This is a genomic window from Microbacterium tenebrionis (assembly GCF_020682665.1).
Lineage (GTDB): Bacteria > Actinomycetota > Actinomycetes > Actinomycetales > Microbacteriaceae > Microbacterium > Microbacterium tenebrionis.
The window spans coordinates 300,447-327,394 of sequence record NZ_JAGTTM010000001.1 but is presented as its reverse complement, the minus strand read 5'-3'; the positions used below and the strand labels follow the sequence as shown (position 1 = coordinate 327,394).

29 protein-coding genes and 1 pseudogene are annotated in these 26,948 nt (G+C 69.8%); 10 read left to right on the top strand and 20 right to left on the bottom strand.

The annotated features are described in order from the left end of the window. Nucleotides 1-48: 48 nt before the first annotated feature. From KEC56_RS01650 to KEC56_RS01610, 9 genes are all read right to left on the bottom strand, one after another. On the bottom strand, nucleotides 49-1,143 hold the full coding sequence (locus KEC56_RS01650; protein ID WP_227529552.1) for an ABC transporter permease: 1,095 nt from the start codon (nucleotides 1,141-1,143) through the stop codon (nucleotides 49-51). Then, a complete protein-coding gene (locus KEC56_RS01645; RefSeq protein WP_175988464.1) occupies nucleotides 1,140-2,033 on the bottom strand; it encodes an ABC transporter ATP-binding protein in 894 nt (297 codons plus the stop codon). The genes KEC56_RS01650 and KEC56_RS01645 overlap by 4 nt, the downstream gene beginning before the upstream one ends. 77 nt (nucleotides 2,034-2,110) lie before the next feature. Further along, nucleotides 2,111-3,283 carry a benzoate/H(+) symporter BenE family transporter gene (locus KEC56_RS01640; protein WP_227529551.1) on the bottom strand — a complete coding sequence of 391 codons (1,173 nt, stop codon included), beginning with the start codon at nucleotides 3,281-3,283 and terminating at the stop codon, nucleotides 2,111-2,113. Between the two features lie 153 nt (nucleotides 3,284-3,436). After that, nucleotides 3,437-3,847 (bottom strand): type II toxin-antitoxin system VapC family toxin, encoded by a 411-nt coding sequence (locus tag KEC56_RS01635; RefSeq protein ID WP_227529550.1) that lies wholly within the window; start codon nucleotides 3,845-3,847, stop codon nucleotides 3,437-3,439. A gap of 1 nt (nucleotide 3,848) precedes the next feature. Continuing rightward, nucleotides 3,849-4,112, bottom strand: a complete 264-nt coding sequence (locus KEC56_RS01630; protein WP_227529549.1) for an AbrB/MazE/SpoVT family DNA-binding domain-containing protein — start codon at nucleotides 4,110-4,112, stop codon at nucleotides 3,849-3,851. Between the two features lie 64 nt (nucleotides 4,113-4,176). After that, nucleotides 4,177-4,848 carry a response regulator gene (locus KEC56_RS01625; RefSeq protein WP_227529548.1) on the bottom strand — a complete coding sequence of 224 codons (672 nt, stop codon included), beginning with the start codon at nucleotides 4,846-4,848 and terminating at the stop codon, nucleotides 4,177-4,179. Continuing rightward, nucleotides 4,845-6,104: a sensor histidine kinase gene (locus tag KEC56_RS01620; protein WP_227529547.1), complete on the bottom strand. Its 1,260-nt coding sequence runs from the start codon at nucleotides 6,102-6,104 to the stop codon at nucleotides 4,845-4,847. Before KEC56_RS01620 ends, KEC56_RS01625 begins: the two co-directional genes overlap by 4 nt. Nucleotides 6,105-6,194: 90 nt before the next feature. Continuing rightward, a complete protein-coding gene (locus KEC56_RS01615) occupies nucleotides 6,195-7,040 on the bottom strand; it encodes an exodeoxyribonuclease III (RefSeq protein ID WP_227529546.1) in 846 nt (281 codons plus the stop codon). A 47-nt stretch (nucleotides 7,041-7,087) separates the two neighbouring features. After that, nucleotides 7,088-7,624, bottom strand: a complete 537-nt coding sequence (locus KEC56_RS01610; RefSeq protein WP_175988454.1) for a YbhB/YbcL family Raf kinase inhibitor-like protein — start codon at nucleotides 7,622-7,624, stop codon at nucleotides 7,088-7,090. A 60-nt stretch (nucleotides 7,625-7,684) separates the two neighbouring features. On the opposite strand from KEC56_RS01610, the gene pyrE reads away from it, so the two are divergent. From pyrE to KEC56_RS01595, 3 genes are all read left to right on the top strand, one after another. Next, nucleotides 7,685-8,242, top strand: coding sequence for an orotate phosphoribosyltransferase (pyrE, locus tag KEC56_RS01605; protein ID WP_175988452.1), 558 nt, complete (start codon nucleotides 7,685-7,687; stop codon nucleotides 8,240-8,242). Then, the gene (locus tag KEC56_RS01600) at nucleotides 8,239-9,147 is read left to right on the top strand and encodes an ROK family protein (RefSeq protein WP_227529545.1); all 909 of its coding nucleotides are present in this window, start codon (nucleotides 8,239-8,241) and stop codon (nucleotides 9,145-9,147) included. Before pyrE ends, KEC56_RS01600 begins: the two co-directional genes overlap by 4 nt. 116 nt (nucleotides 9,148-9,263) lie before the next feature. Continuing rightward, complete coding sequence (locus tag KEC56_RS01595; protein ID WP_175984917.1) at nucleotides 9,264-10,424, top strand: anhydro-N-acetylmuramic acid kinase; 1,161 nt, start codon at nucleotides 9,264-9,266, stop codon at nucleotides 10,422-10,424. 193 nt (nucleotides 10,425-10,617) lie between these two features. On the opposite strand, the gene KEC56_RS01590 is transcribed toward KEC56_RS01595, so the two are convergent. Genes KEC56_RS01590 through KEC56_RS01570 form a run of 5 tightly spaced genes read right to left on the bottom strand, consistent with a single transcriptional unit; the run spans nucleotide 10,618 to nucleotide 14,144 of the window. After that, nucleotides 10,618-10,776, bottom strand: a complete 159-nt coding sequence (locus KEC56_RS01590) for a hypothetical protein (RefSeq protein WP_175984918.1) — start codon at nucleotides 10,774-10,776, stop codon at nucleotides 10,618-10,620. Beyond that, nucleotides 10,773-11,339, bottom strand: coding sequence for a YdeI/OmpD-associated family protein (locus KEC56_RS01585; protein ID WP_227529544.1), 567 nt, complete (start codon nucleotides 11,337-11,339; stop codon nucleotides 10,773-10,775). The genes KEC56_RS01590 and KEC56_RS01585 overlap by 4 nt, the downstream gene beginning before the upstream one ends. Beyond that, nucleotides 11,336-12,142, bottom strand: a complete 807-nt coding sequence (locus KEC56_RS01580; RefSeq protein WP_227529543.1) for an HAD-IIA family hydrolase — start codon at nucleotides 12,140-12,142, stop codon at nucleotides 11,336-11,338. The genes KEC56_RS01585 and KEC56_RS01580 overlap by 4 nt, the downstream gene beginning before the upstream one ends. A 49-nt stretch (nucleotides 12,143-12,191) precedes the next feature. Further along, nucleotides 12,192-12,824, bottom strand: coding sequence for a metal-dependent transcriptional regulator (locus KEC56_RS01575; protein WP_227529542.1), 633 nt, complete (start codon nucleotides 12,822-12,824; stop codon nucleotides 12,192-12,194). A 24-nt stretch (nucleotides 12,825-12,848) separates the two neighbouring features. Continuing rightward, on the bottom strand, nucleotides 12,849-14,144 hold the full coding sequence (locus KEC56_RS01570) for an Nramp family divalent metal transporter (RefSeq protein WP_227529541.1): 1,296 nt from the start codon (nucleotides 14,142-14,144) through the stop codon (nucleotides 12,849-12,851). A gap of 75 nt (nucleotides 14,145-14,219) precedes the next feature. On the opposite strand from KEC56_RS01570, the gene KEC56_RS01565 reads away from it, so the two are divergent. Further along, a complete protein-coding gene (locus KEC56_RS01565) occupies nucleotides 14,220-14,837 on the top strand; it encodes a TrmH family RNA methyltransferase (RefSeq protein ID WP_227529540.1) in 618 nt (205 codons plus the stop codon). 204 nt (nucleotides 14,838-15,041) lie between these two features. On the opposite strand, the gene KEC56_RS01560 is transcribed toward KEC56_RS01565, so the two are convergent. The 3 genes from KEC56_RS01560 to KEC56_RS01550 form a co-directional block, all read right to left on the bottom strand. After that, on the bottom strand, nucleotides 15,042-15,233 hold the full coding sequence (locus KEC56_RS01560) for a hypothetical protein (RefSeq protein ID WP_175984922.1): 192 nt from the start codon (nucleotides 15,231-15,233) through the stop codon (nucleotides 15,042-15,044). Between the two features lie 131 nt (nucleotides 15,234-15,364). After that, nucleotides 15,365-16,237 (bottom strand): hypothetical protein, encoded by an 873-nt coding sequence (locus KEC56_RS01555; protein WP_227529539.1) that lies wholly within the window; start codon nucleotides 16,235-16,237, stop codon nucleotides 15,365-15,367. A gap of 32 nt (nucleotides 16,238-16,269) precedes the next feature. Beyond that, nucleotides 16,270-17,595: an MATE family efflux transporter gene (locus KEC56_RS01550; RefSeq protein WP_227529538.1), complete on the bottom strand. Its 1,326-nt coding sequence runs from the start codon at nucleotides 17,593-17,595 to the stop codon at nucleotides 16,270-16,272. Between the two features lie 112 nt (nucleotides 17,596-17,707). Between KEC56_RS01550 and KEC56_RS01545 the strand changes: the two are divergent. From KEC56_RS01545 to KEC56_RS01535, 3 genes and pseudogenes are all read left to right on the top strand, one after another. Beyond that, nucleotides 17,708-17,992: pseudogene (locus KEC56_RS01545) on the top strand (DnaJ family domain-containing protein); the annotation flags it as partial. Between the two features lie 22 nt (nucleotides 17,993-18,014). Further along, nucleotides 18,015-19,979 (top strand): M13 family metallopeptidase, encoded by a 1,965-nt coding sequence (locus tag KEC56_RS01540; protein WP_227529537.1) that lies wholly within the window; start codon nucleotides 18,015-18,017, stop codon nucleotides 19,977-19,979. A gap of 135 nt (nucleotides 19,980-20,114) precedes the next feature. After that, on the top strand, nucleotides 20,115-20,996 hold the full coding sequence (locus KEC56_RS01535; protein WP_227529536.1) for a serine hydrolase: 882 nt from the start codon (nucleotides 20,115-20,117) through the stop codon (nucleotides 20,994-20,996). Between the two features lie 39 nt (nucleotides 20,997-21,035). Here the strand turns inward: KEC56_RS01535 and KEC56_RS01530 are convergent, their stop codons facing one another. Next, complete coding sequence (locus tag KEC56_RS01530) at nucleotides 21,036-22,577, bottom strand: amidohydrolase family protein (protein WP_227529535.1); 1,542 nt, start codon at nucleotides 22,575-22,577, stop codon at nucleotides 21,036-21,038. After that, the gene (gene codB, locus KEC56_RS01525) at nucleotides 22,574-23,965 is read right to left on the bottom strand and encodes a cytosine permease (protein WP_227529534.1); all 1,392 of its coding nucleotides are present in this window, start codon (nucleotides 23,963-23,965) and stop codon (nucleotides 22,574-22,576) included. The genes KEC56_RS01530 and codB overlap by 4 nt, the downstream gene beginning before the upstream one ends. Before the next feature lie 172 nt (nucleotides 23,966-24,137). Between codB and KEC56_RS01520 the strand changes: the two genes are divergently transcribed. Next, nucleotides 24,138-25,217, top strand: coding sequence for a PucR family transcriptional regulator (locus KEC56_RS01520; RefSeq protein WP_227529533.1), 1,080 nt, complete (start codon nucleotides 24,138-24,140; stop codon nucleotides 25,215-25,217). Nucleotides 25,218-25,231: 14 nt separating this feature from the next. Here KEC56_RS01520 and KEC56_RS01515 read toward each other — a convergent pair whose 3' ends face one another. Next, nucleotides 25,232-25,711, bottom strand: a complete 480-nt coding sequence (locus tag KEC56_RS01515; protein ID WP_227529532.1) for a MarR family winged helix-turn-helix transcriptional regulator — start codon at nucleotides 25,709-25,711, stop codon at nucleotides 25,232-25,234. 104 nt (nucleotides 25,712-25,815) lie between these two features. On the opposite strand from KEC56_RS01515, the gene KEC56_RS01510 reads away from it, so the two are divergent. Next, nucleotides 25,816-26,439: an NADPH-dependent F420 reductase gene (locus tag KEC56_RS01510; RefSeq protein ID WP_175984931.1), complete on the top strand. Its 624-nt coding sequence runs from the start codon at nucleotides 25,816-25,818 to the stop codon at nucleotides 26,437-26,439. Between the two features lie 115 nt (nucleotides 26,440-26,554). Further along, complete coding sequence (locus tag KEC56_RS01505; protein WP_175984932.1) at nucleotides 26,555-26,941, top strand: hypothetical protein; 387 nt, start codon at nucleotides 26,555-26,557, stop codon at nucleotides 26,939-26,941. The last annotated feature ends 7 nt before the right edge of the window (nucleotides 26,942-26,948 follow it).

Sequence of the window (26,948 nt, the reverse complement as noted above, 5' to 3'; positions counted from 1 at the left end):
GGGCACATATTTCCCTGTCATGCGGCGACATGATCGTCCTCGCATCCCTCAGCCGCGCAGCGCCTCGCGGAACTTCACCCGCGCCCCCATCTTCAGCAGCGAGTTCTCATAGATCTTGGCGCCGAGCGCGATGACGACGACGCACGCGACGAGCATGATTACCAGCGACAGCAGCGGCTCCCACCACTCGGCCTCGTTGAAGAACAGGCGGATCGGCATTCCGACGGGCGCCGAGAATGGCACGTACGAGAGCACCGTCATCACGACCGGATTGTCGCCGAAGAAGATCACGAGGAAGTACGGGATCATCGTCAGATACATCACCGGGGTCATCGTGGCGCCGACGTCCTCCTGGCGCGACACCATCGACCCCGCCGCCGCGAACATCGCCGCGAGCAGGATGAACCCGAACAGGAAGAACACGGCGAACCAGACGACCGGGCCGCCGAGGCCGGCGAGGATCTCGGTCTGCCCGGTGACGATGAGCCCGACCGTTCCGACCGCCACGAGCAGCAGGATCTGCGAGATCGCGAGGATCGTGTTGCCGATCACCTTTCCGGCCAGCAGCACCCGTGCGGGGATGCTCGAGAGCAGGATCTCGATGACGCGGGTCTGCTTCTCCTCCACGACGCTCGTCGCGATCGGGGTCCCGAACATCATCGCTGCCATCATGAACACCAGCCCGAAGGCGATGCCGAGCAGATAGCGCAGCGGGCCGGGAGCGGCATCGGGGCTGAGCAGTTCGACCTCGGGCGTCACCGACAGCGCCATCAGAAGTCCCTGCGGAGCCTCCTCGTCGGCGATGATGACGATCCCGGTCGCAGACGACGCGTCGTCGACGACGGCCGCATCGACCTCGCCGGACTCGACGAGGGCCGCCGCGGCATCCCGATCGCCGACCTCGGTCACGTCGTACCCGCCGAGATCCTCCAGGGCGGGTGCCGCCCCGGCCGTCGCCGCGACCGGCGTCGACGACGGATTGGCCGACGAGACGCCCGCCCAGATCACGCCCGCCAGGACGATCAGCAGCAGGATGCCGGTCGAGATGAGATAGGCCTTGCTGCGCAGCTTCGTGCTCAGCTCGCGCTCGGCGACGAGCCAGATGCCCTGGGCGCTGGAGACGGCGGCAGGAGACGCGTTCACTGGATGACCTCCTTGAAGATCTGGGCGAGGGTGGGATGCTGCGGGCCGAACCGGCTGACGTCGCCGTCCTGCATGGCCCGGCGCAGAACGCGCTGCGCGATCGCGGGGTGCTCGGCGTCGAACACGGCGCTGCCGCCCTCGAAGTCGACGACGCTGACGCCGGGCTCATCGCGCAGCCAGCCGACGTCGCCCGTGCCGCTGAGCTCCCATCGGGGAGCTGCGAACTGCTCGCGCAGCTCGTCGCGGGCGCCGGCCGCACGGATCGTGCCGCCGGCGATGATGACGAGGTCGTCGCACAGCCGCTCGACGACGTCGAGCTGGTGCGACGAGAACAGCACCGACACCCCGCGCGACGCGCGCTCCTGCAGCACCCCCGCGACGGTCTCGACGGCGATCGGGTCCAGACCCGAGAACGGCTCGTCGAGGATGAGGACCTCCGGTTCGTGGACGAGGGATGCCGCGATCTGGGCGCGCTGCTGGTTGCCCAGCGACAACGTCTCGATGTTGTCGTTCAGCCGCTCCTCGAGCCCGAGCTCGCCGAGCAGGGCGGTCGCCTTGGCGGTGGCATCCGCCTTGGAGAGTCCGTGCAGCCGCGCGAAGTACACGATCTGTTCGAGCACCTTCATCTTCGGGTACAGGCCGCGCTCCTCGGGCATGTAGCCGAACTGGCGGCGGATGTCGCCGGTGAGCTCCGAGCCGCCGAGGGTGACGCTGCCGCCGTCCGCGACGAGCAGGCCGAGGATGATCCGCATCGTCGTCGTCTTGCCGGCGCCGTTGCCGCCGACGAAGCCGGTGAGCTGGCCGGCGCGTACGGGGAAGGAGATGTCGTCGAGCACGCGCCGTGAGCCGTAGCTCTTCGTGACGCCCTGCAGCTGGAGGGTTCCTGTCATGCCTCCACGCTAGGGACCGGACCGCCGTGGCGGCATCCCCCCTGCGGCGGATATCGCAGGTCACCCCAGGGGCGGACTCAGCGTCGGAAGGTCAGCACCGCGCGCACGGCGAGTCCCGCGACGAGGGCCCAGAACGCCGCGCTGATGCCGGCGAGCGACACCCCGGATGCCGCGATGAGGAAGGCGACGACCGACGGCATCCGCTCGCTCGGATCGGCGACGGCCTGGTGCACCGCGGAGCCGAGCGAGGCGAACAGCGCCACTCCGGCGACGGCGGGGATCACGGCGGCGGGCGCGAGTGCGACCAGCGCCGCGAACGCCGCAGCACACCCGCCCAGTACGAGGTACGAGACACCCGTCGACACCCCGGCCACCCAGCGGCGCTTCGGATCGGGGTCGGCGTCGGGAGCTGCGGCGAGCGCCGCACTGATTGCGGCGAGGTTGATGCCGTGGCCGCCCGCCGGGGCGCCCAGAGCCGTGCCGATGCCGGTCACGAACATCGCCGGCCGCCACGGCACCTCGTATCCGAAGCTGCGCATGATCGCGACGCCGGGCACGTTCTGCGACGCCATCGTGACCACGAACAGCGGCAGGGCGATCCCCACGACAGCCCCGATCGTGAAGGTCGGCGCAGTCAGCTCCAGGCGCGGCACGAGCAGACCGGCGTCCACGGCGGCGCCGCTGCGGACCGTGTCGACTCCCACGACGATCGCCGCGGCGACGAACGCCAGCGGCACCGCCCACCGCGGGGCGAACCGAGCGACGACCAGCCAGGTGAGCAGCACCGGCAGCACTCCCCACGGGTTCTCCGCGATGCCCAGGATCGGCGCGAGACACAGCGGCAGGAGCACGCCCGCGAGCATCGCCTGGGCTATGGATGCCGGAGTCTGCGCGATCAGGCGGCCGAAGCCGGGCCATAGTCCCGCGAGAATCGTGAGGGCGGCTACCAGCAGGAATGCCCCGATGGCCGCCGGCCACCCGCCATCGACGACACCCGTCGCTGCGAGCAGCGCGGCTCCCGGCGTCGACCAGGCGACTGTGATCGGCATCCGATACCGCCATGCGAGCGCGATGCACGACAGGCCCATCGTGATGCTCAGGGCGAGCAGACCGCTGGCGGCTTCGCCCGGCGACGCGCCGACCGCGGAGAGCCCGGTGAGCACCACGGCGAACGAACTGGTGAACCCGACGAGCGCCGTGACGACCCCGGCCATGATCGGCCGGGACACCGGTGCGGGCATCTCGCTCATAGGCCGAGCGTATCGGGCCGGTTCAGGGACTTCGTATATCCAGAGGAATAGTGCCGGGGGCGGCTTCGACTCGTCGCCTCCGGCTGCTCGCTCACCCCGTTTCGTCTCGCTCCGCTCGCTCAACGACCCGCCAGAGCTCTCTTCGCGGGTCATTCATTCCAGTAGTCGCCAGCCCAGACGTTCGGATGCCGTGCGGTCGAACGTCACCGTCTCGGTTGCGCCGAACTGCTCCATCGTGACCTGGGTCAGGGCGTCCGCGAAGTCCGCGCCCTCCTCGGCGAGGTGAAGCGCTCGCACGACGCCCTCGCCGTCATCGAACTCGAGGGTGTCGCTCTCGATCAGGCGTCGGATGACCCCGAGACAAGCCGGCTTGTCGAATCGGCGCCCGCGCGCGAGCACCCAGTACACCTCGGCCAACGTGACGAACGTGATGAAACCCGGGGAGTCCTTGGTGAGGCTCGAGAGCGCCTGCTGGGCAAGTGGCGTCTGCTCGTCGTGATCCTGCAGCACCGCCCGCAGGATCACGTTCGTATCGATGCCGGTCAGTGATCCGTATGGGAACACCTCAGCCCTCCATCCCGCGCATGCCGCTCTCCGCGCCACCCTCGGCAATCGCGTCGTTGATCTCTTCGATCGTCATGGCCGGCACGCCGGGCTGGTGAAGCATGCCGAAGAGATCCTGGATCTTCCCGGTGCGCGGTACCACGTTGTACTGCCCGTTCGGCAGCTTCACGAACATCACCTTCGATCCGGGGACGAGCCCCAGGTCTTCTCGCACGTCCTTGGGCACGGTGATCTGCCCCTTGCTCGTCATCGTTGCAGTGGACACGGCCTTCTCCGATTCCTTGCGTTTCGGAATCGATCTTACCGGGGAGTCATCCGTAAGGAAGTGGCTACGCCAGCCCACCCCGCAGGGCCAGCACCACCGCCTGCACCCGGTCGCGCGCGCCGAGCTTGTGCAGGATGCGCGAGACGTGCGTCTTCACGGTCGCCTCGCCGATGAACAGCCGTGCGGCGATCTCGGCGTTGCTCATCGCCTCGGCCATGAGCGCGAGCACCTCGGCCTCACGATCGGTGAACGGCTCGGCGAGCTCGACAGACGCGGATACCGGCGTCGCCTGACCCTCGCGTGGCGACGAGGCGTAGCGTTGAACGACACGACGCGTCACTTCCGGCGCCAGCATCCCGTCGCCCGCCGCCAGCACGCGGACGGCTGAGACGAGGTCCTCCGGACTGCTGTTCTTCAACAGGAAACCGCTTGCGCCGGCGTCCAGCGCGCTGAACAGGTAGTCGTCCCGATCGAACGTCGTCACGATCGCGATCGACGCGTGCACCTCAGGATCGGCGACGATGCGGCGGGTGGCTTCGATGCCGTCCATGTCGGGCATCTGCACATCCATGCTGACGACGTCAGGTCTGAGGGCGGATGCCTGCGCCACCGCCTCGGCGCCTGTCGCGGCCTCGCCGACCACCGTGATGTCCGCCTGGCTGTCGAGGATGGTCCGGAATCCGGCCCGCAGCATCGCGTGATCGTCGACGAGCAGCACGCGGATCGGGTCGCTCATGCGGTGGCTCCCGTCAGAGCCGGTGCGCCGATGGGCACCTGCACGCGCACTCGCCAGCCGCCCCGCTCGCGCGGCGCCGACTCGATCGCGCCGCCGGAGGCGAGGGCGCGCTCGCGCATGCCGAGCTGCCCCAACCCTGGTCGCGGTGTGAGTACCCGGCGACCGGTGTTGACGATCTCGAGCTCGACCTCGCGCTCGGTGTAACGCAGGCGCACATCCGCGGTGGCGGCGGGGCCGGCGTGGCGGCGCGCGTTCGTGAGCGACTCCTGCGCGATCCGGTACAGGCTCACCTGCACGACCGACGGCACGGGGCGCTCCTCGCCGACCGTGGTGAACGCGGTCGGCAGCCCGGCGGCGGAGGATGCCGCGGCGAGCTCGGGCAGGTCCGAGAGTCCGACCGTCGACGGAGCGTCGTCGGCTTCGGTATCCGACGAGCGCAGCGTCTCGAGCAGGTGGCGCAGCTCGCCGATCGCCTCGCGCGCCGAGGTCTCGATGCCGCCGAGCAGCTCCTTCGACTTCTGCGGGTCCTGATCGATGACCATGCGCGCCGCCCCCGCCTGCACGCCCATCACCGACACGTGGTGAGCGACGACGTCGTGCAGCTCGCGTGCGATTCGCACCCGCTCGAGCGCGACGGCCTGCGCGGCGGTCACCTCCCGCTCGCGCTCCAGGTCGGCCGTGCGCTGTTCGAGCGCCTGACGCTGCATGGCGGAGCGCCAGGCGTGCTCGCCGAAGAAGTACGCGCCGGCGAAGTACAGCACGTTGATCAGCAGGTTCAGAAGCATGAACGCGAGGTAGGGCGACATGGCGCCGGCGATCACGTCCTCCTCGCGGGCGGTGTCGATCGCGTCGCGGTACATCGTGATCAGGAGCCACGCGAACATCCCGACGATGATCGCGAGGCGCACGATCATCGCGGCGCGGCGGTTCGCCATCCATGCCCCCACTGTGTACAGGGCGATGAACACGGCGATGTTGCCTGCGTAGATCTCTGGCAGATGGAGGGTGACCGAGACGAAGTACGCCACGGAGACGAGGATCGCGACGGGTGCCGGCCACACGCGCCGGAATGCCAGTGGTGCGGACACCACCGCGAGGTAGATCAGGGCCTGCCACAGCGGAGCCTGGTCGTCGCCGTAGATCTCGGAGATCGCCGACAGGGCTGCGCTGATGACACCGGCGACGAACACGACGACGGCCAGCAGTGCGTCGGCCTGACGCTGGCGCGGCGTCAGTGCGCGGGATGATGCGGACATGTCTCAACGGTACGGGGGAGGGGATGCCGCGGCATCCGCCCTGCGAGGGATTCTGCGGCCCGTGCGCACCGGCACGATGGCAGCTGAGCGTCAGGCGAAGATCATCGGCATGTCGTCGTCGTCCTCGGCAGCGCCGAAGGCGAGGTCGACGACCACCGGGACGTGGTCGCTGGGCTGCTCGCCCTTGCGCTCGTTGCGATGGATGGATGCTCCGGTCACGGCGTCCGCCAGCGCACGCGAACCCAGGATGAAGTCGATGCGGATGCCCTCGTTGCGCGGGAACTTCAGGCGCTGGTAGTCCCAGTACGTGAATCCCTCGGGCAGGAGGGGGCGGACGACATCGGTGACGCCGGCATCCTTCAGTGCGAAGAACGCCTCCCGCTCCTGCGGTGAGACGTGCGTCGAGACGCCCTCGACGATGTCGGGGTCGCCGTTGTCCTCCGGGAAGGGGATGATGTTGAAGTCTCCGACGAGCGCGAGCGGCAGATCGGGCTTCGCCTGCAACTCGGCGGCCGTTGCCTTGCGCAGCTCGTCGAGCCAGTGCAGCTTGTACGCGTAGTGCGGGTCGTCGAGTGAGCGGCCGTTGGGCACGTACAGGCTCCACACCTTCACGCCGTCGATCGTCGCGCCCAGCGCGCGCGCCTCGAGCGGAGCATCCGGGCCCTCGTGGCCCTTCGCGAAGCCCGGCATCCCCGCGAACGAGGTTTCGACATCGGTGATCGGCAGGCGGCTGGCGATCGCGACGCCGTTCCACTGGTTCAGACCGTGCGCCTCGACGTGGTACCCGGCCGCCTCGAACGGCTCATAGGGGAACTGCTCCGGCTTGCACTTGATCTCCTGCAGTGCGAGCACGTCGATGTCTTCGCGGACGGCGAAGTCGACGGCGCGCGAGACGCGGGTGCGAATCGAGTTGATGTTCCAGGTGGCCAGACGCATGGCATCCAGCCTACGGGCGGGGTCGGACGTTCGACGCCCACCCAGCCTCAGCGCTCCGCGGGATCCGCCGTCCCCATCAGCACGCCGCGCGCGAGCGTGTGGAAGTGGCGGTTGAACCCGAGCGTCGCCGGCGTCTCATCGCCGTCCAGGTCGAGCTTGTCGACGTCGAGGGCGTCGACGACGAAGAAGTAGCGGTGGACGCCGGTGCCCTCCGGCGGTGCCGCTCCGATGTACTGCTTCAGGCGGGCCTCGTTCGGCAGGACCTTCGCCCCGGCGGGCAATGCGGCGACGGCACCGGTGCCGCTGGGCAGCACGGTCGTGTCGGCCGGCAGATCGAACGCGGCCCAGTGCCAGAACCCGGACCCGGTCGGAGCATCCGGGTCGAAGCACGACACGGCGAAGCTCTTGGTGCCCTCCGGCGCCTGCGACCACTGCAGGCCGGGCGAGCGGTCTTCGCCGCCGCGACCGGCCGACCAGGCGAACAACGGCAAGGGACCGCCGGCCTCGAAGTCGGGGCTGGTCAGCTCGAGGGGCGCGAAGTCGCGGAGCGTGGCCAGTTCGGCATAGGGGTCGTACGAGAACATGGATCTCCTCCCGTTGTGGGTCCATCGCCACGATAGCGTCACCGCCATACACTGGATGCCGTGACTCTCGAAGCCGACCGCCAATCCCTGCTCGCTCTGATCAAGGATGAGGCGGTGTTCCACGGCGACTTCACCCTCTCGAGCGGCAAGAAGGCGACGTACTACGTCGACATGCGCAAGCTCACCCTCGACCATCGCGCAGCTCCCGCGATCGGCCGGATCATGCTCGACCTCATCGGCGACCTCGACGTCGTCGCCGTCGGCGGTCTCACCCTCGGTGCCGACCCGATCGCGAACTCCGTCATGCACGCGTCGGTGCAGACCGACCGCCCCCTCGACGCCTTCGTCGTGCGCAAGGAGCCCAAGGACCACGGCCGCGGCCGCCAGATCGAGGGCGCGGATGTCGCGGGCAAGCGCGTCATCGTGCTCGAGGACACGTCGACGACCGGGCAGTCCGCGCTCAAGGCCGTCGAGGCCCTGCGCCGCGAGGGAGCCGAGGTGGTCGCCGTCGCCGTGATCGTCGACCGCAAGACCGGTGCCCAGGCGGCGATCGAGGCCGAGGGGCTGCAGTGGCTGGCCGCCTTCGACCTCGATGACCTCGGACTCGACCCGCAGTGACCGAGAAGCAGGTCGCGCTCGCGATCGACGTCGGCGGCACGAAGCTCGAAGGCGCTCTCGTCACCTCTGAGGGGACGCTCGTCCGAGGCAGCCGCAGCAGGCAGGCGACCGGTCGCGAGGCGACCCCCGCGTCGATGGATGCCGCGATCGCCGCGGTCGTCGGCCACGCACTGGCCGCGGTGCCCCTCGACGCCGCGTTCGTCGGAGCTGGCGTCGGGAGCGCGGGGCCTGTCGACCGGGCCACCGGCACGATCATCCCGGTGAACATGCCCGCCGTCCGCGGCTACGGACTGGCGGACGCGGTCCGCTCGGCGGCATCCGTCGTCCTCGGCCACGACGTCCGCACCGTCTTCGGCCATGACGGCGGCGCGCTCGCGCTGGCCGAGGCGTGGCTGGGAGCGACGCGCAACGCACGGGCATCGCTGTCGATCGTCGTCTCGACCGGCGTCGGCGGCGGGTTCGTCATCGACGGCCGGTACGTGCCCGGCGCCAGCGGCAACGCCGGACACCTCGGCCAGATGCGCCGCGAGGGCGGTCTCACGCTCGAGGAGATCGCCTCAGGGCCCGCGAGCGCCGCCTGGGCGCAGTCTCAGGGCTGGACGGGCGCGACCGGCGAGGACCTGGCGAGGGATGCCGCGGCGGGCGACGCCACCGCCCGTGCGGCGATCGAACGCTCGGCGCGTGCCGTCGGCGAGGCTCTGGCGGATGCCGCGACCCTCGTCGACCTGGACGTGATCGCGATCGGCGGAGGCTTCTCGCGGGTGTCGGACGACTACATCGACCTCGTGCAGTCCGCCCTCACGGCATCCGCTGCGCACGACTACTCCCGCGCCGCACGCGTGGTGATGTCGGGACTCGGCGACGGCGGCCCCCTCATCGGCGCTGCCGCCCTCGCACTGCGGTAGGCGCCCGACACTTCGGGGGCCGAGGCGACGGATGTCGGACCGATAGACGTGATCCGTCCGACATGCGTGTCGACGGCCCCCAGAGTGTCGGCCGGTGGAGGACGTAGGCTCGAGCAATGCGCGTACTCGGCCTGCTCTCCGGCACGTCCCACGACGGCATCGACGTCGCCGTCGTCGACTTCGATGAGAGCGACGGGATGCTGCGCGGCGAAGTCCTGCGCACCGGCAGCGTGCCGTACCCGGCCGCGCTGCGCGCCCGTCTCGTCGCAGCGCTGCCGCCGGCGGCCACCACGCTGGCCGAGGTGTGCGAGCTGGACACGCTGATCGGGCAGGCGTTCGCCGACGTGGCACGGGATGCCGCGGCATCCGTCGGCGGCGTCGACGCCGTGTGCTCGCACGGCCAGACCGTCTTCCATTGGGTCGAGGACGATCGCGCCCGCGGAACCCTGCAGATCGGCCAGCCCGCCTGGATCGCCGAGGCGGTCGGCGCTCCCGTGATCTCGGACGTCCGCATCCGCGACATCACCGCCGGCGGGCATGGAGCGCCGCTGGTGTCGTTCCTCGACGAACTGCTGCTGCGCGAGCACGCCGGGGTCTCGGCCGCCCTGAACCTCGGCGGCATCGCCAACATCACGGTCGTCGGCGACGGCCTGCGCGCTTACGACATCGGTCCGGCGAACGCCCTCGTGGATGCCGTCATCAGCGCGTACGGCCTCAACCCGCTCGGTTACGACGAGGATGCCGCGATCGCGCGCGCCGGCGCCGTCGACGACGAGTTGCTGACGGCGCTCCTCGCCGATCCGTACTACGCCCTGCCGGCGCCCAAGAGCACGGGCAAGGAGCACTTCCACCTCGCATACGTGCGCGAGCACGTCGCCGCTCTCGGCCGGGATCTGCCGATCGCGGATCTCGTGCGCACCCTCACCGAGCTCACGGTGCAGACCGTGGCGCGCGATGTCGCCGCCGCCGGCGTCGGCTACCTCGCGGTCTCGGGTGGTGGTTGCCGCAACCCGCTCATCATGGACGGGCTCCGCGCCGCACTCCCCGGCACTGAGGTCGTGCTCGCTGATGAGCTCGGAGCGTCGGCGGATGCGAAGGAGGCGATCCTGTTCGCCCTGATCGGCTGGTGCACGATGCACGGCATCCCCGCGGTGATCCCCGGCGGCACCGGCGCGCGCGAGCCCCGCATCCTCGGAACGATCACCCCTGGTTCGGGCCCGCTGCGGATGCCGGAGCCGGTCGCCGCGCTCCGCGGTCTGGAGCTCACCGCCGGCTGAGGAACCGCCACCGCGCAGGCGTCGTTTCGAGCGCGAGGTGGCGCGAATGGTTGCTTTACCCCGAGTATGGCCGCCGTTCGCGACCCCCGCTTGCACGGACGGCGCCGGCCTCGAGCGCGAGGTGGCACGAATGGTTGCCTCAGCGTGCGTGTGGCCGCCGTTTGCGCCCCCTCCCGCGGGACAGCCGCGCGCGTCAGCGCTTGTCCTCGTCCCAGGGCCCTTCCCACCAGTTGCCGCCGCGGTCGTCGGACCCGCCGCGACGGCGTGAGCGCACCCACTGCACGATGATCACCGTGAGCGTCGACAGCGTGATGAGGATCAGCACGAGGAACAACACGTCCTGCTGGGTCATGGGCGCTTCCCTTCTGCGGCATCCGCGACCATCTTCGCGATCCGCGCGGACCGCGTCTCGGGACGCCGTGCCAGCGCGATGTTCGTCAGCCCGAACTTCTTCACCGACTTCGGAAAAGCATCCCAGTTCGCGCGGGCGGCGGGGACGGCATCCAGTGCGGCGGCGAACTCATCGGGCTCGATGCCGGCCTCCGGGCCGTCGAGCATCTCCCACGTGCCGTTCGCCTTCGCGACCTCGATCGCTCGGATGCCAGCGGGAGCGAGCTCACCCGACGCCTCGAGCTCGGCCAGCCGCGCCTTGTTCGTCGCCGCCCATCCGCTCGACGGGCGACGCGGTGAGAACCACTGCGCGTTCGCCGAGTCGAACTTCCGCACCGGTCCGTCGATCCACCCGAAGCAGAGCGCCAGGCGGACGGCATCCTCGTACGACAGCCCAGACGCATCACCGCGAACGTTCAGCACCCAGACCCCCGCGGCGGTCGCGTGGTTCTCCTCGAGCCAGGCGCGCCAGGTCGCGGCATCCGCCGCCGTGATCCGCTCGCCGTCGTCGAGAACGCCCATCATCCCTCGACGGTGCGAACCGTCCCGGTGATGGTCGGCAGCAGATCGGCGACAGAGTCGACGATCTCGTCGGGACGGAAGGGATACTTCTCGATCTCGCGCTGGTCGCTGATGCCCGTGAGCACCAGCACCGTGTGCAGGCCCGCCTCGATGCCGGCGACGATGTCGGTGTCCATGCGATCGCCGATCATGCCGGTCTTCTTCGAGTGCGCGCCGATCTTGTTCAGCGCCGAGCGGAACATCATCGGGTTCGGCTTGCCGACCACGTACGGCTCGCGGCCCGTGGCCTTCGTGATCAGCGCGGCGATCGCGCCGGTGGCCGGCAGCACGCCGTCGGCGCTCGGGCCGGTGGCGTCGGGGTTGGTGGCGATGAAGCGGGCGCCCTTGTTGATCAGGCGGATGGCCTTGGTGATCGCCTCGAACGAGTAGTTGCGCGTCTCGCCGACCACGACGAAATCGGGGTTCGTCTCGGTCATCACGAACCCGGCCTCGTGGAGCGCCGTGAGGATGCCGGCCTCGCCGATGACGAACGCCGAGCCGCCAGGAACCTGCTGCTTGAGGAAGTCGGCCGTGGCCAGCGCCGACGTCCAGATCCGTTCCTCGGGAACCCGCAGACCGCTGGTGCGCAGCCGCGCTGAGAGGTCGCGCGCGGTGAAGATCGAGTTGTTTGTCAGCACGAGATACGGGATGCCGTTCGCCTCCCACCCGGCGAGCAGTTCGGATGCGCCGGGTATGGCGTCGTTCTCATGCACGAGCACGCCGTCCATGTCGGTGAGCCAGCATTCGATGTCATCGCGGTGTGCCATGTGCTCAGCCTATTGGTCGGTGCGACGCCGCGGTGGTGTTGCCGTCGGATTACGCCGTGAGCCAGATCGCCTCTGCGGCGCCGTCCGGCAGGGCGACGGGGGAGCCGTCGACCTCGATGCCGTCGGCGGTCACGACGACGGTGTGCCCGACGCCGAGTCCGGATGCCTCGATCTCGCGCAGCAGCTGGGGGTCGACGTCGCTGACTCGCAGCACGCGCCCGGTGTGACCGATCTCGGCGGAGGCGAGCAGCACGAAGGGGTCGCGGACGACCGTGCCCGCGGCATCCGGGATCGCGTCGCCGTGCGGATCGAACCGGGGGTGGCCGAGGCGCGCGTCGATGCCCTCGAGCAGCCGTTCGCTGATCGTGTGCTCGAGGACCTCGGCCTCGTCGTGCACCTCGTCCCACGCGTAGTCGAACTCCTGCACGAGCCAGGTCTCGATGAGACGGTGCCGCCGCACCATCTGCAGCGCGCGCGCCTCGCCGGCATCCGTCAGCCGGACGGCGCCGTACGGCACGTGCGAGACGAGCCCTGCGGCGGCGAGCTTCTTGACCATCTCGGTCACGCTCGAGGGGGCGATGCCGAGCTTCGCGGCGAGCTGCGAGGGAGTGATCGCCGCATCCTGCCATTCGGTGTGCGCGAACACCGTCTTCAGATAGTCGTCAGCTGCGGGGGATGCCACGCTCCCAGTCTAGGTGGGCGCTGTTCACGCCCCCGTGAGCACCAGCCAGAGCAGAGCCCCGTTGAGCGCGATGAGCAGCACGGATGCCACGATGCCGGAGGCCGTCGTCCACGCCCGGTTCGCCCACGGGCCGAGCGTGCGCCGCTGCGCCGTCAGCGCGACGAGCGGGATGAGTGCGAACGGGATGCCGAACGACAGCACGACCTGACTCAGCACGAGCGCGAGCGTCGGGTCGACGCCGACGCCGAGGATCAGCAGCGCCGGGATGAGCGTGATGAGGCGGCGGGCGAGCAGCGGGATGCGCACGTGCAGCAGTCCGTGCATGATCTCGGCACCCGCATAGGCACCGACCGACGTCGAGGCGAGACCGGAGGCGAGCAGTCCCACGGCGAAGAACGTCGCGACGACCGGCCCGAGACCCGCGGTGAGGGCGGCATGCGCTCCTTCGAGCGAGTCCGTTCCGTCGACGCCGGCGAGGTTGGCCGCCGCGAGCAGCAGGATGCCGAGGTTCACGGACCCCGCGATGATCATGGCGATCGTGACGTCCCAGCGGGTCGCGGTGAGCAGGCGCCGGATGCGGGACGTCTCGGTGCGGGCTGCCTCGGCTGCGGCACCCGCCGAGCGGGTGCGCGAGTTCGCGCCGAAGCGGTCGCGGCTGAGCGCGGAGTGCGCGTAGATCGCGTGCGGCATGATCGTCGCGCCGAGAATGGATGCCGCCAGCAGCACGGACCCGGTTCCCTCGAAGCGCGGGACGATGCCCGAGACCACGCCTGCGGCATCCGGCGGGGCGATGAAGACGCCGGCGAGGAATCCGACGGTGATGATGACCATGAGGCCGACAATCACGAACTCGAACGGCCGAGCACCGCGACGGGACTGCACCGCGAGCAGGATCATCGAGACCGCGCCGGTGATCAGTCCCCCGAGCAGGAGCGGCACGTCGAAGAGCAGATTCAGCGCCACGGCGCCGCCGATGACCTCGGCGAGGTCGGTGGCCATGGCGACGAGTTCGGCCTGCAGCCAGTACGCACGGCGGCCCCAGCGATTGCGCAGCCGGGTGCCGAGGACTTCGGGCAGGCTCTGCCCGGTGACGACGCCGAGCTTCGCGGACAGGTACTGGATGAGCCAGGCCATCACGTTGCCGGCGAGCACGATCCAGACCAGCAGGTAGCCGTACTGCGCCCCGGCGGTCATGTTGCTGGCGACGTTGCCCGGATCGAGGTACGCGACGCCGGCCACGAGCGCGGGCCCGAGCAGCCACAGGCTCCGGGGAGGAGCGACGCTGGCGGTCGGGGCATCTATCGTCGGATTTTTAGGCACACCGAAATCGTAGCCTACTTTTAGGTACACCGAAATATCCGGGAGCGGCGTGAGGCGGCCGGATAATCTGGCTGCATGGACGAGCAGACGCCCGAGCGCACCACCCACGGCGTCGGACCCTGGCAGGGCGAGCTGCCCGACGGAGACCAGTACGACCCCGAACTGCTCGAACACGGCGACACCCGCAACGTCATCGACCGCTACCGCTACTGGCGCATGGAGGCGATCGTCGCCGATCTCGACACGCGCCGGCATCCCTTCCACGTCGCGATCGAGAACTGGCAGCACGACATGAACATCGGCTCGATCGTGCGCAGCGCGAACGCGTTCCTCGCCGACACCGTGCACATCATCGGCCGTCGTCGCTGGAACAAGCGCGGCGCGATGGTCACCGACCGCTATCAGCACGTGGTGCATCACGAGGACGTCGCGTCGTTCGCATCATGGGCGGCTTCGGAGCGCCTGCCGATCATCGCGGTCGACAACGTCGACGGCGCCGTCCCCGTCGACAAGGCGGATCTGCCCGAACGCTGCGTCCTGCTGTTCGGTCAGGAGGGGCCGGGGCTCACCGACGAGGCCATCGCCGCGGCATCGGGCCACATCGAGATCACGCAGTACGGGTCGACCCGGTCGATCAACGCGAGCGCGGCGGGCGCCGTGATCATGTACGAGTGGTGCCGGAGGTGGGCGTAGCCCGCCTGAGGCACCCGCCGTGCGGAGCGCGGCAGACCGGCGCAGCGCCGGGTGAGGCCCGCGTGCGGGCCGAGCCGGAGGTGGGCGTAGCCCGCCTGAGGCACCCGCCGTGCGGAGCGCGGCAGACCGGCGCAGCGCCGGGTGAGGCCCGCGTGCGGGCCGAGCCGGAGGTGGGCGTAGCTCCGGCGCCGCGCCGGATGAGGCTCAGTCGCGCTGAACGCCGAACGTGTGTCGCATCAGCGCGTTGACGTCGGCGTCGAGTCGGTCGAGGCGACGGTGAACGCCCTGGATCTCCGTGCGGATGATGCGGACGAACATCGTCGACATGAGCGTCATCATGCCGAACAGACCCGTGGCGAACACGCCGATCAGGGTCCAGACCTGCGGTTCGGTCATCGTCAGCATCCCTTCATCATGCTCGCTTTCCCGCAAGGATGCCAGGGGCGGGCCGACCTCGTTCGCGGATCCCCGCGAACGGGGGGAAAGCCCGCGATTCTCGTCGCCTGTGGAGAACGAGTCGGCCCGACTCAGGAGAACCGGCCCGCCACGCTCAGCTCGTGACCGGTGCCGACGCGGATGTCGTGGAGGCGGATGCCCGATCCCTCGTCGTTGAACATCTCGCCCGCGTCGAAGGTCCTCCCGACGACCTCGCGCACGTGTCGCCGCGCGAACAGCAGCGCGACCTTCACCGCGGGGTTGTGGCTGCCGAGCGTCAGCGCCTTCACGGTGACGACCCCGTCGTGAGTGACGGAGACAGTCGCCTCAGCTCGCGCCGATGCGAAGAGCAGCTTCCAGCGCAGACCGGCTGACGCGCTGATCCGGATGTCGTCGCCAGCGCCGTCGACGGCGATGCGCACCCGACCGAGCCGCACCCTGCCTTCCCGCAGTAGCGGACGCATCACCATCGTGGCGAGCGGGCCGATGTCGTCGGCGGCGATGGCGAATCGGAATGTCCCGCGCAGCCCGTCGCGCTCATCGTCCCGAGCCAGGGCGTAGCGGCTCTCGGGGAGGCCCGGCTCCGTCGGCTCGGCGTAGGTGATCCAGGCGAGCGGCAGGTCCTCGACGCGGATGTCGATCGTCACGGGCGTCTTTTGAATGCGCATCGGCAGCGCCGTGAACCGCACAGTTCTCGCGATCCCGACCTCGCGTGCCAGCTCGTCCGGCTGAACGGCGTCGCCCGGCCGAGCGCCCGGCGCCGCGTCGCGGTTCGGCGTGATCCGCAGGTCGGCGCGCGTGGCATCCACGGTCAGCTCGCGCAGATCGAGGCCGTCGAGATCGGCGGTCACACGGACGCCGTCGAGCCCCTGCACCGCGATCTCGTCGACGGAGGCCGAGTGCCGCAGCACCGCCCGCACCCAGTTCTCGACGGTGGCGGAGTCTCCGGGCCAGGCTGCGCTCATGCCACCATCCTGGCATCGCCCGATCGAAGCCCCTACGCCTCCGCCCGCAGCCAGCCGCCCGTCTTCACCCGCCAGCCGAGGGTCGCGAACCGGGCGAGCATGTACACCCCGAAGAACGCCACCGCCAGCCAGGTGACGCCAGCGGTTCCGGTCACGCCGGTGAGCGCGACGATGAGCAGCGCGGGCAGGAACGGCACGAGGTTGAGGCCACCGGCGATCGCCAGGTAGCGGACGTCCCCTGAGCCCATCAGCACGCCGTCGAGCACGAAGACGATCCCGGCGATCGGCTGGGCGACGGCCAGCACGATGAGCGCCGGCTGGATCAGCGCAGCCACGTGCGGGTCGCCGGTGAACGCCAGCCCGATCACGCCGGAGAGGCCCCCGATGATCAGCCCCACGATGACGCCGAACCAGGCGCCCCAGGCGACCGTGCGGGCGAGGACGTGCTTGACGCCGGGGATGTCGCCGGCGCCCAGGCCCTTGCCGATGAGCGCCTGGGCGGCGATCGCCAGAGCGTCGAGGGCGAACGCGGCGGCCGAGAAGATCGTGAAGACCACTTGCCATCCGGCGAGCTCATCGGTGCCGATGCCCGTGGCGACGCCGACCGTGATCAGCAGGGCCGCGCGCAGGCTGACCGTGCGCAGGAACAGCCAGCCGCCCGACCGTGCCGATCCGCGCACGCCGTCGCGCTGCGGGCGGACCGATGCCGAGTGCTTGCGTGCGAGGCGCCCGACGACGATCACGTAGGCGGCGACCATGGCCCACTGAGCGGTGACCGTTCCGACGGCGGATCCGGCGATGCCCCAGCCGAAACCGTAGATGAACAGGAGGTTCAGCAGCGCGTTGGCGCCGAACCCGAGGCCGGCGATCCACAGCGGCGTCACGGTGTCCTGCATGCCGCGCAGCAGCCCGGTCGCGGCGAAGACGATGAGCATGGCCGGCAGGCCCCACATGCTGATCATCAGGTAGGTGTCTGCCTGTTCGGCGACCTCGGCGGATGCGCCGAACAGCGAGACGAGCCAGTCCGACGACGTCGCGCCGACGACCGCGAGAACCGCGCCGAGTCCGAGCGCCAGCCACATGCCGTCGATGCCGACGGAGACAGCGTCCTTGTGATCCCCGACGCCGAACCGGCGGGCGACGGCCGGCGTCGTCGAATACGCGAGGAAGATCATCAGGCCGACGATCGTCTGCAGCACGGCGCTCGCGATGCCGAGCCCCGCGAGCGGCACGGTGCCGAGGTGGCCGACGAGGGCGGCATCCACCATGAGGAACGCGGGTTCGGCGACGAGCGCGCCGAGCGCCGGGACCGCCAGGCGCAGGATCTCCCGATTGAGGGAGGCGGGGCGGGCGGTCATCCCTCGAGCCTATGGCCTGCCGGCGACACGGATCCGATGCGCGCGTAGGGTGGGAGGACCGGCATCCGGAGGTGGACGATGACTGATCCTCGAGACGCCGCGGCCCGCTATCGGGCGCGGCAGAACGGCGATCCTGCTGCGCACCGAGGACCGCGAGCTCGATGCGACGCTCGACGGATTCTCGCGCGAGAGCGACGTCCGTGAGCTGCTCGAGGACTTCAACAAGCGCGTGATCGAGGCGCGACGGCAGTTGCTGGGCGGACCGCCGGTGGTGACGAAGACCCGCGATGTGGATGCCGAGGCGCGGCGCTGGCGGGAGCGCCGGGCGACCCGTGCCGCCACCGACGTTCCGGAACCCGACCTGGCAGCCCGCCGCGGCTTCTTTCGCCGCCACTGATTCGCGCGCATAGGGTGGACGCATGACTGATGTTCTTCCCGCCGGTCTCGCGACCGAAGAGTTCAGCTCCGACATCCGCCCGCAGGACGACCTGTACCGCCACGTCAACGGCGCGTGGCTCGAGCGCACCGAGATCCCCGGGGACAAGGCGCGCTGGGGGTCGTTCCACATGCTCGCCGAGCAGGCCGAGAAGGACGTGCGCACGATCATCGAGGAGGCGCAGAGCGCCGAGCCCGGCACGCTCGAGCGCAAGATCGGCGACCTGTTCACGAGCTTCATGGACACCGCGCGCATCGACGCCGCCGGCATCCAGCCGCTGCAGGAGACCCTCGCCGAGATCGATGCCGTGGACGGCATCCCCGCGCTGCTCGCCCTCGCCGGCGCCTACGAGCGCGACGGCCGCGCGCACCTCATCGGTCTGTACGTCGACGGCGACCCCGGCGACCCGGAGCGCTACGTGCCCGTGCTCGTGCAGTCGGGCCTCTCGCTGCCCGATGAGAGCTACTACCGCCTCGACAACTTCGCCGGCACGCGCGACGCCTACCGGGCGCACCTCGAGCGCCTGCTCGCGCTCGCCGGAGTCGCGGATGCCGCCGGCGACGCCGAGCGCACGTTCGCCCTCGAGACGGAGATCGCCTCGCACCACTGGGACAACGTCGCCAGCCGCGACGCCGTCAAGACGTACAACCTGAAGACGTGGGACGAGTTCCAGACGCTCGTCGGCGTCGACCTGGCCGGATGGCGGGATGCCGTCGGCCGGACGAACCCGGATGCCTTCGCCGAGGTCGTCGTGAGCCAGCCGAGCGCCTTCGAAGGGCTCGGTTCGCTGCTCAGGGCAGACCGTCTCGACGACTGGAAGGCATGGCTGCGTGCGCACGCCGTGCACGCGGCAGCTCCGTTCCTCACCGACGACATCGTGCAGGAGAACTTCTCGTTCTACGGCACCGAGCTCACCGGCGTCCCCACGATCCGCGAGCGCTGGAAGCGCGGCGTCTCGGTCACCGAGGGGGCGCTCGGTGAGGCGATCGGCAAGGTCTACGTCGAGCGGCACTATCCGCCGACGGCGAAGGCCGCCATGGACGAGCTCGTCGCGAACCTCATCGAGGCGTACCGGCAGAGCATCACGACGCTCGAGTGGATGAGCCCCGACACCCGTGAGCGGGCGCTCGCCAAGCTCGACGCGTTCACCCCGAAGATCGGGCATCCCGAGGTGTGGCGCGATTACTCGACGCTCGAGATCGACGCCGCCGACATCTTCGGCAACGTGCGCCGCGCCAACATCTTCGAGCACGACCGCAACATCGACAAGGTGGGAAAGCCCATCGACCTGGGCGAGTGGCACATGCCGCCGCAGATGGTGAACGCGTACTACAACCCGTCGATGAACGAGATCGTATTCCCCGCCGCGATCCTGCAGTACCCGTTCTTCGACGCCTCGCGCGATGCCGCGGCGAACTACGGCGGCATCGGCGCCGTGATCGGTCACGAGATCGGCCACGGCTTCGACGACCAGGGCAGCCGCTACGACGGCACCGGCAAGCTCGACGACTGGTGGACGGATGCCGACCGCGCGGCGTTCGAGGAGCGCACCAAGGCTCTGATCGCGCAGTACGACGCGCTCGTGCCGGTCGGCCTCGACGAGGAGAACCACGTCAACGGCGCGCTCACGATCGGTGAGAACATCGGTGACCTGGGCGGGCTCGGGATCGCGCTGAAGGCGTACGAGCTGTCGCTCGGGGGAGCCGAGGCGCCGGTCATCGACGGCCTCACCGGCGTGCAGCGACTGCTGCTGAGCTGGGCGCAGGTGTGGCAGCAGAAGAGCCGCGACGCCGAGACGATCCGTCTGCTGACGATCGACCCGCACGCCCCGAACGAGTTCCGCTGCAACCAGATCGTTCGCAACATCGACGCTTTCTACGAGGCGTTCGGGGTGGCCGAAGGAGATGCGCTGCACCTTCCGAGCGACCAGCGCGTGACCATCTGGTGATCTTCGGCGCAAGCCAGGACAGGTTGTCGACGGCCGGGGTTAGGATGGCCTGAGTCGCCGACGCCCCGGCCGGTGCGGCACCTCCCCACCTTCTCGGAAGGACCTCGCGTGGGCACTCCCCCTGAGCCTGCGATGATGCGCAGATCGCAGCGCAGCACCCGTCGTCTACCGCGCCGTGCAGCCATCGGGCGGAGGTCGTTCGCCGCGACGACGCGGGGCCTCGAGGAGCTGGCGGATGCCGGCGCCCACGTGGCGGTGCACGTGATCGACCTCGACAGCGGCTCGCAGGTGCTCGCCGGAGACGACCACCTCACGCTGCCGATCGCCGGGCTCGGCGTCGTGCCGCTGCTCATCGAGGTGGCGTCCGGGTTCGAGTCGGGCGCCCTCGATCCGCTCGAGATCGTGGACCGCGCCTCGACCGATGCTGTGGCGGCATCGGGCCTGTGGCGCAGTCTGCGCGCTCCCGCCCTGCCGCTCAGCGACCTCGCTGTGCTCGCCGCCGCCGTCGGCGACCCCATCGCCGTCAACATTCTGCTGGAACAGGTCGGGCTCGATCGGGTGCGCGAGCGCATCGCCGCGCTCGGCATGCCGCAGACGGCGGTCCTGGACCGTTTCCGTGACGAGCGCGGGCTCGACGACGCGCCGCAGGTCGCCGTCGGCACCGCACGCGAGCTGGCCGGACTCTTCTCGGCCCTGGTGAACTCCCGGGCTGTGGACGCCGCGGTCAGCGCGCAGGTCGCCGAGTGGCTGAGCCTGAACCAGGACCTCAGCCTCGTGGCGGCATCCACCGGCCTCGATCCGTTCGCGCACGACCACGACGCCCACGGTCTGCTGTTCATCAACAAGACCGGGCGCGATCGGGGCGTGCGCGCCGAGGCCGGTGTGCTCGCCGGCCCCCGATCCGGTGTCGCCTACGCCATGATCGTCGGCTTCGACGACCTCTCGATCGCGCACCGGCTGCGTGTGCACGACGCGTTCCGCGTCCTCGGCGTCGAACTCATGGAGTACGCGCACTGAAGCCCCGCCCGTGATCGGACGGGGCTCCGGATCGAGCGATCAGGCGCGCGCGTGCGCGCCCACCCAGGTCCGCTCGTCGCCGGTCCAGCGGTTGACCGGCATCTGCCGCCGGGCCGACTCCATGTGCATCCGGGCGAAGGCCGGTGCGAAGACCTCGTTCACGGCATCCAGGCGATCCTGCTCCTCCCGGATCCGCGGCATGATCTCGCGGAATGCGGCGAGGACCGCGTCCTCGTCGACGAGAGTGAGCCGGCCGTGCTCGACCGTGACGACTCCGTCGACCATGACACGCACGATCGACGATCCGTTCTCGCTGTAGACGAGGTGGTTCTCGAGGCGGTTGGTGGGCAGGAACGCCAGGGTCGTCGTGTCGAACATGACGAGGTCGGCGCGCTTGCCGACTTCGATTGAGCCGATCGTCTGGTCCAGCACCCCGCTGCGGGCGCCGCCGATGGTCGCGGCGTTCAGCACGTCGGGCACGGTCGGCCAGCGCTCGAAGTCCGGTTCGGTGACCTTGTGCAGGAGAGCCGCGGTCTTCATGACCTCCATGAGGCGCGGTGTGTCGCTCGAGGAGCATCCGTCCGTGCCGAGGCCGAGATTCACGCCCGCGTCCTGGTAGTCGCGCCAGGGCAGGATGCCGGACCCGAGCTTGAGGTTCGAGATCGCATTGTGCGAGACGGAGACGCCCGACCGTGCGATCCGCTCGATGTCGTCGCCCGTGACCCAGATGCCGTGAGCGAACGTCGTACGCGGGTTCAGGGCGCCGATCTCATCGAGGTGCTGCACGAGGGTGCGTCCGCCGTAGAGCTCGTCACCGGTCACCGCCTGCGTCTTCGTCTCGAGCACGTGGATGTGCACCTCGGCGTCGAACTCCGCGGACAGGGATGCCGCCCCCACGAGCAGATCGTCGGTGCAGCGCTGCGGGCCGGACGGCGCCAGCATGTATCGGATGCGACCGCCCGCCGTGCCGTGATGCCTGCGGAAGGCATCCCGTGAATAGTCGAGGTACTCCACCGCGGTGAGCGTCGGTGCCTGCCGCACCTGGCGGACGACCTCCTCGGGCAGCCAATCGGCGACGAACGGCAGGGTGTCGACGAACGGCCGGTTGATGATGTGGCCAGAGACATTGGCCCGGATCCCGATGTCGCTGTACGCGCCGGCGACGGCCGCGAGCTGGTCGAGGTCCTGCCCTGGCGTCTCGAGCACATCGTCGATGAGCGTGGTCACGCCCGACTTCATCGACTCCATCGCGAACATGAGCGTGCGCAGCCGGATGAGATCCGGCGGGGTGGGGCTGCCGCCGAGGATGGGGTAGGAGTACGCCATCCACAGCTCCAGCGGCATGTTGTCGTAGCGGCCCTTGTAGAGGTACTCCCACGAGTGGGTGTGCGCGTTGACGAAACCCGGGGTGACGAGCATTCCCGTGCCGTCGATCACGGTCTCGCCCGGTCGCGCTTCGAGGTTCGTGCCGATCTCGGTGAAGCATCCGTCCGCGATGCGCAGGTCACGCCGCACCGGAGTCGCGTGCGTGTTCGCGTCCATGGTGATGATATCCGCGTTGCGGATCAGGGTTGCGGTCATTCGCCCGCTCCGTTCTGTGCGTTCGTGTGCTGTGCGTTCGCATGCTGTGCGGCGTCCGGCGCCGGTGCTGCGGGAGACGCCGCGACCGCGGCCGGGCGGGTGCTGCGGGCGACCCAGTGGCAGATCGGGGCGGCGATCACGGCGACGAGGACGCCCTGGATGGCCGGACTGCCGATGCCCGTGACGGAACCGAACGCGGCTGCTGCCGTGCCCAGCAGATAGGCGATGATGCCGGGCCAGATGAAGGCCGGGACGTTGTCGAGGTCTGTCCCCGGGTCGCGGCGCCGCCAGACGAACAGGAACGTTCCGATGATGACGCCGCCCAGTGGCGGGATCACCGTGCCGAGCGTGACGAGGAACATGGTCATCGAGTCGGCCAGGCCGCTGACGGCGAGGGCGACGCCGATGATGACTCCGCCGATGATGAAGGGGCGCTTGTCGGCCTTGCCGAACAGCTCGGACCCTGCGACGCCGAACGCGTAGGCCGCGTTGTCGTTGGTGGTCCAGAGGTTGAACGTGAGCATGAAGACGCCGAGGCCGGCGAGGCCCATCGTGAACAGCAACGTGGTGAAGTCGGCCTCGTCGAACGCGATCGCACCGATGCCGCCGAACACGAGCATCGCGGTCTCGACGACCAGGAGCGCACCCAGGCAGACCAGGAAAGCGGTGCGCGCGCTGCGGGCGAAGCGGGTCCAGTTGCCGATCTGCGTTCCGCCGGAGATGAAGGTTCCGATCATCATGGTGATCGCCATGCCGGGGGTGATCGAGCTGTCGCCGCTCGTCGCGAAGAGTCCGCCGATGCCGCCGGCCTCGTCGAGGGAGAGCGCGGTGATCCAGATGCACAGGGCGAACATGAGCGGCACTGACACCCACGAGAGCACTTCGATGCCCTTGAACCCCCAGTAGGCGGTGGTCGCCATGAGGAGGCCGCCGAAGATCGCGAGCGGCCACGACTCCGACCAGCCGAGGGCGGATGCGAGGAGGTTCGCGAAGATGCCGACCGTGATCCCGTACCAGCCGATCTGGGTGCCGCCGAGCACGATCGAGGCCCACTTGCCGCCGACCCGACCGAGGGTGAGGCGCGAGATGAGGACCGTGGACAGACCGGTGCGGGCGCTCGCCGCGCCGAGGGTGGAGATGTAGAGGCCGAGCACGGCGGTCGCGACAGCGCACAGGAGTAGGAACGTGCCGAAGCCGAACGCGCCGGCGACCTGTCCGCCGGTGACCATCGTCGGGGTGAAGAAGACGAACCCGCCGACGACGACGAGGACGCCGAACCAGCCCTGTCGAGAGTGTGCGGGGACGCGGGAGAGCGGATAGTCCTTGTCGACGCGCTCGGCCGCGGGCGGGGCTGCGGGTGTGGCGGGAGGTGCGGATGTGGTGGTCATGGCGCATTCCTTTCGGTCACCGCTCATTGGAGTCCTCGAATGTTTCGGCGCTGTTGCAGGAGAGGATTGTGTGGAGGAGATCACCCGTCCGCGCCTGCGGAGGTGGGGGAGAGCACACCTCCGGCAATCTCGGGGAAACCGTGGCGAAACACGACCGCCTTATCGTCGGGTCATGGTCGGGCGGAGAAGGGAAGACGCGGATGCGCTGGTCGGCGACGTCCGCGTCGCGGACCTGCTCGCGTGGGACGGGCCGCCGATGGCGCTCGCCGGACGGCCGGTCGGCCTCGATAGGGTGATCCGCTGGTCGCTGCCGTCGGACCTGCTCGACCCGAGCCCGTACCTGCGCGGCGGCGAGCTCGTGCTGACCTCGGGGATCTCGATGACCGAGGTCGAAGCGCAGCGCAAGTTCGTGGCGGCCGTCTGCGGTGCCGGCGCGTCCGCGATCGGCTTCGCCCTCGGCGTCGTGACCGATGAGGTGCCGGCGCCGATCATCCGGACGGCGAACGCCCTGGGCGTCGCGGTGCTGCGGATCCCCGCCGATGTCGCGTTCGTCGAGATCACGCAGCGCCTGGCGGCCGAGCAGCACCGGCAGGAGCAGGAGGCGCGCGAGCGCGCCCGTGTCGGGGCGATCATCGACATGGTGCGCCGCGGGCAGGCCAGCGCCGTCGTCCTCGGAGCCGAACTCGACAACGCGGATGCTGTGCACATCGTCGTCGCGCCCAGCACGATCCGTCTGCCGCTCCCCGAGGGCTCTGTCGTCGGCACGGTCGGCGCGGACACGGTCGCGATCGTGCCGGGGACCATCGGCGGCTTGCTCTCCGCACCGCACGACATCGATGCTGTGTTCGGCTGGAGCGGTCCGATCGCGCAGGAACGCATCGCGATCGCGCTTCGGGAGGCGTTCGCCGCTGCGGCCATCGCGCCCCGGCTGCGGCGACCGGCAGGTCCCCGCGACCTCGCCACGTGGGAGGGGCTGGTGCACCGGCTCACGCCCGACCAGATCGCTCCGTTCACGGAGCACGTGATCACGCCGCTGCGCCGGTACGACGCGCGTCACCGCACGCAGCTGCTGCAGACGGCCGAGGCTCTCTGCCTGAAGGACGGCGCGGTGCAGGCGGCCTCAGCCGATCTGTTCATCCACGAGAACACCCTCCGCAAGCGCGCCGCGCGCATCGAGGAGATCACCGGGCTGAACCCGCTCAACGCCCTCGATCGCGCGGCGTTCCTTGTCGCCGTCCTCGGTGGCATGTGAACCAGCCGCTCCGTTCAGCGCCCTGGCACCCCGAACCGCTGCTGGGGGTCCAGTGCCTCGAGCACGGGTTCGAGGGCATCGGCGAGGTGGTCGAGCTGCTCCGGGCTCAGTTGGTCGAGGACCAGTCGGTGCACGGTGTCGAAGTGGTCGGGCGTCGCGAGCACGAGCTGACGGCGCCCCTGCCGCGTGAGCTCGAGCAGGATGCTGCGCCGGTCGTGCTCGCTCTCCTCACGCCGCACGAGTCCGCGCTGCTGGAGTCTGCTGACGACTTTCGAGGCTCGGGGGAGCGTGGCGTTCGTCGCCGCGGCGAGGTCGCTCAGGCGCATCGCGCCGGTGCGCTGCAGGGCGCTCAGCAGCATGAACTCGTAGTGGGTCAGTGACGCGTCGCGTTGCAGCTGAGCATCCAGAGCCGCGGGGAGCAGTTCGGCGGTGCTGATGAGCGCGAGCCATGCTCGGGACTGCTGCGGGGTCATCCGGGGGAGCGATGCGGCCATGTTCTCCATTCTGTCGGGAATAGTTGCCGAGACAAGGGCGTTTCGATGCGTAGTTGCCGAAGCAAGCAAATGCGGCGGCGGAACAACAGACGAAAGGCATCACAATGACCGCGATCACCGTCATCGGAACCGGGAACATGGGCCAGGCAATCGCCGGCATCGCAGCCAAGGGCGGAGCGAGCGTGCAGATCCTCGCGCGCGACATCGAGAAGGCGGGAACCGCTGCAGCATCCATCGGCGCGACCGCCGGGGTCGTGGGCGACGCGATCACGGGTGAGATCGTCGTGCTCGCCGTGCCGTACCCGGCACTCGCCGAGATCGCCGCTGCGTACGGCGAGCAGCTCACCGGCAAGGTCGTCGTCGACATCACCAACCCGGTCGACTTCGCCACGTTCGACGGTCTCGTCGTGCCGGCCGACTCGTCGGCCGCGGCCGAGCTCGCAGCGCTCGTGCCCGGTGCGAAGGTGGTCAAGGCCTTCAACACGAACTTCGCCGCGACCCTCGCCGCGGGTGAGCTGGGCGGCGAGCCGACCGTCGTGCAGGTCGCGGGCGACGACGACGCCGCGAAGAAGCTCCTCGCCGACGTCGTCACTGCTGCGGGCCTGAAGGTCGCGGATGCCGGTGCTCTCAAGCGCGCACGCGAGCTCGAGGCCCTCGGCTTCCTGCAGATGGTGCTCGCCGTGCGCGAGCAGATCGGCTGGACCGGCGGCTTCGCCGTCCGCGCCTGATCCGATCCCCTGACACTTCGGGGGCTTTCTGTACGGATGTCGGACGGAACAGACGGTTCCGTCCGACATCCGTCGTTTCCGCCCCCGAACCGTCGCGGCCGCGTACCATCGTCGGATGGACGACTGGACCCCGCACCGCCGCGACGACGGCGAGCTGCTCGGCTGGATCCGCCCCTCGGGCGACGACTGGGTGGCCGTCGACGTACTCGGACGCACCGTCTCCGACCCGGTCGACTGGCTCGTGGCCGAGGAGGCGCTCGAGGCGCACGGCCTCGCCTGGCTCGCCGAGCCGTGGATGCTTGAGGACGACGGGCGCCCCACCCGCGTCCGCATCGTCGAGGTCACACCTGACCGCGACGGCATCGCCGGCCGCATCGTCGTGAAGGCCGAGGACTACGGCGACATCACGCGCCCGGCATCCGAGCCGATCGTGCTCGCCTGGCCGCTACCCGCCCGGCTGCGGCCGCCGCAGCCCGGTGATCCGGACGGCTTCACGCTGTAGAGCTGCA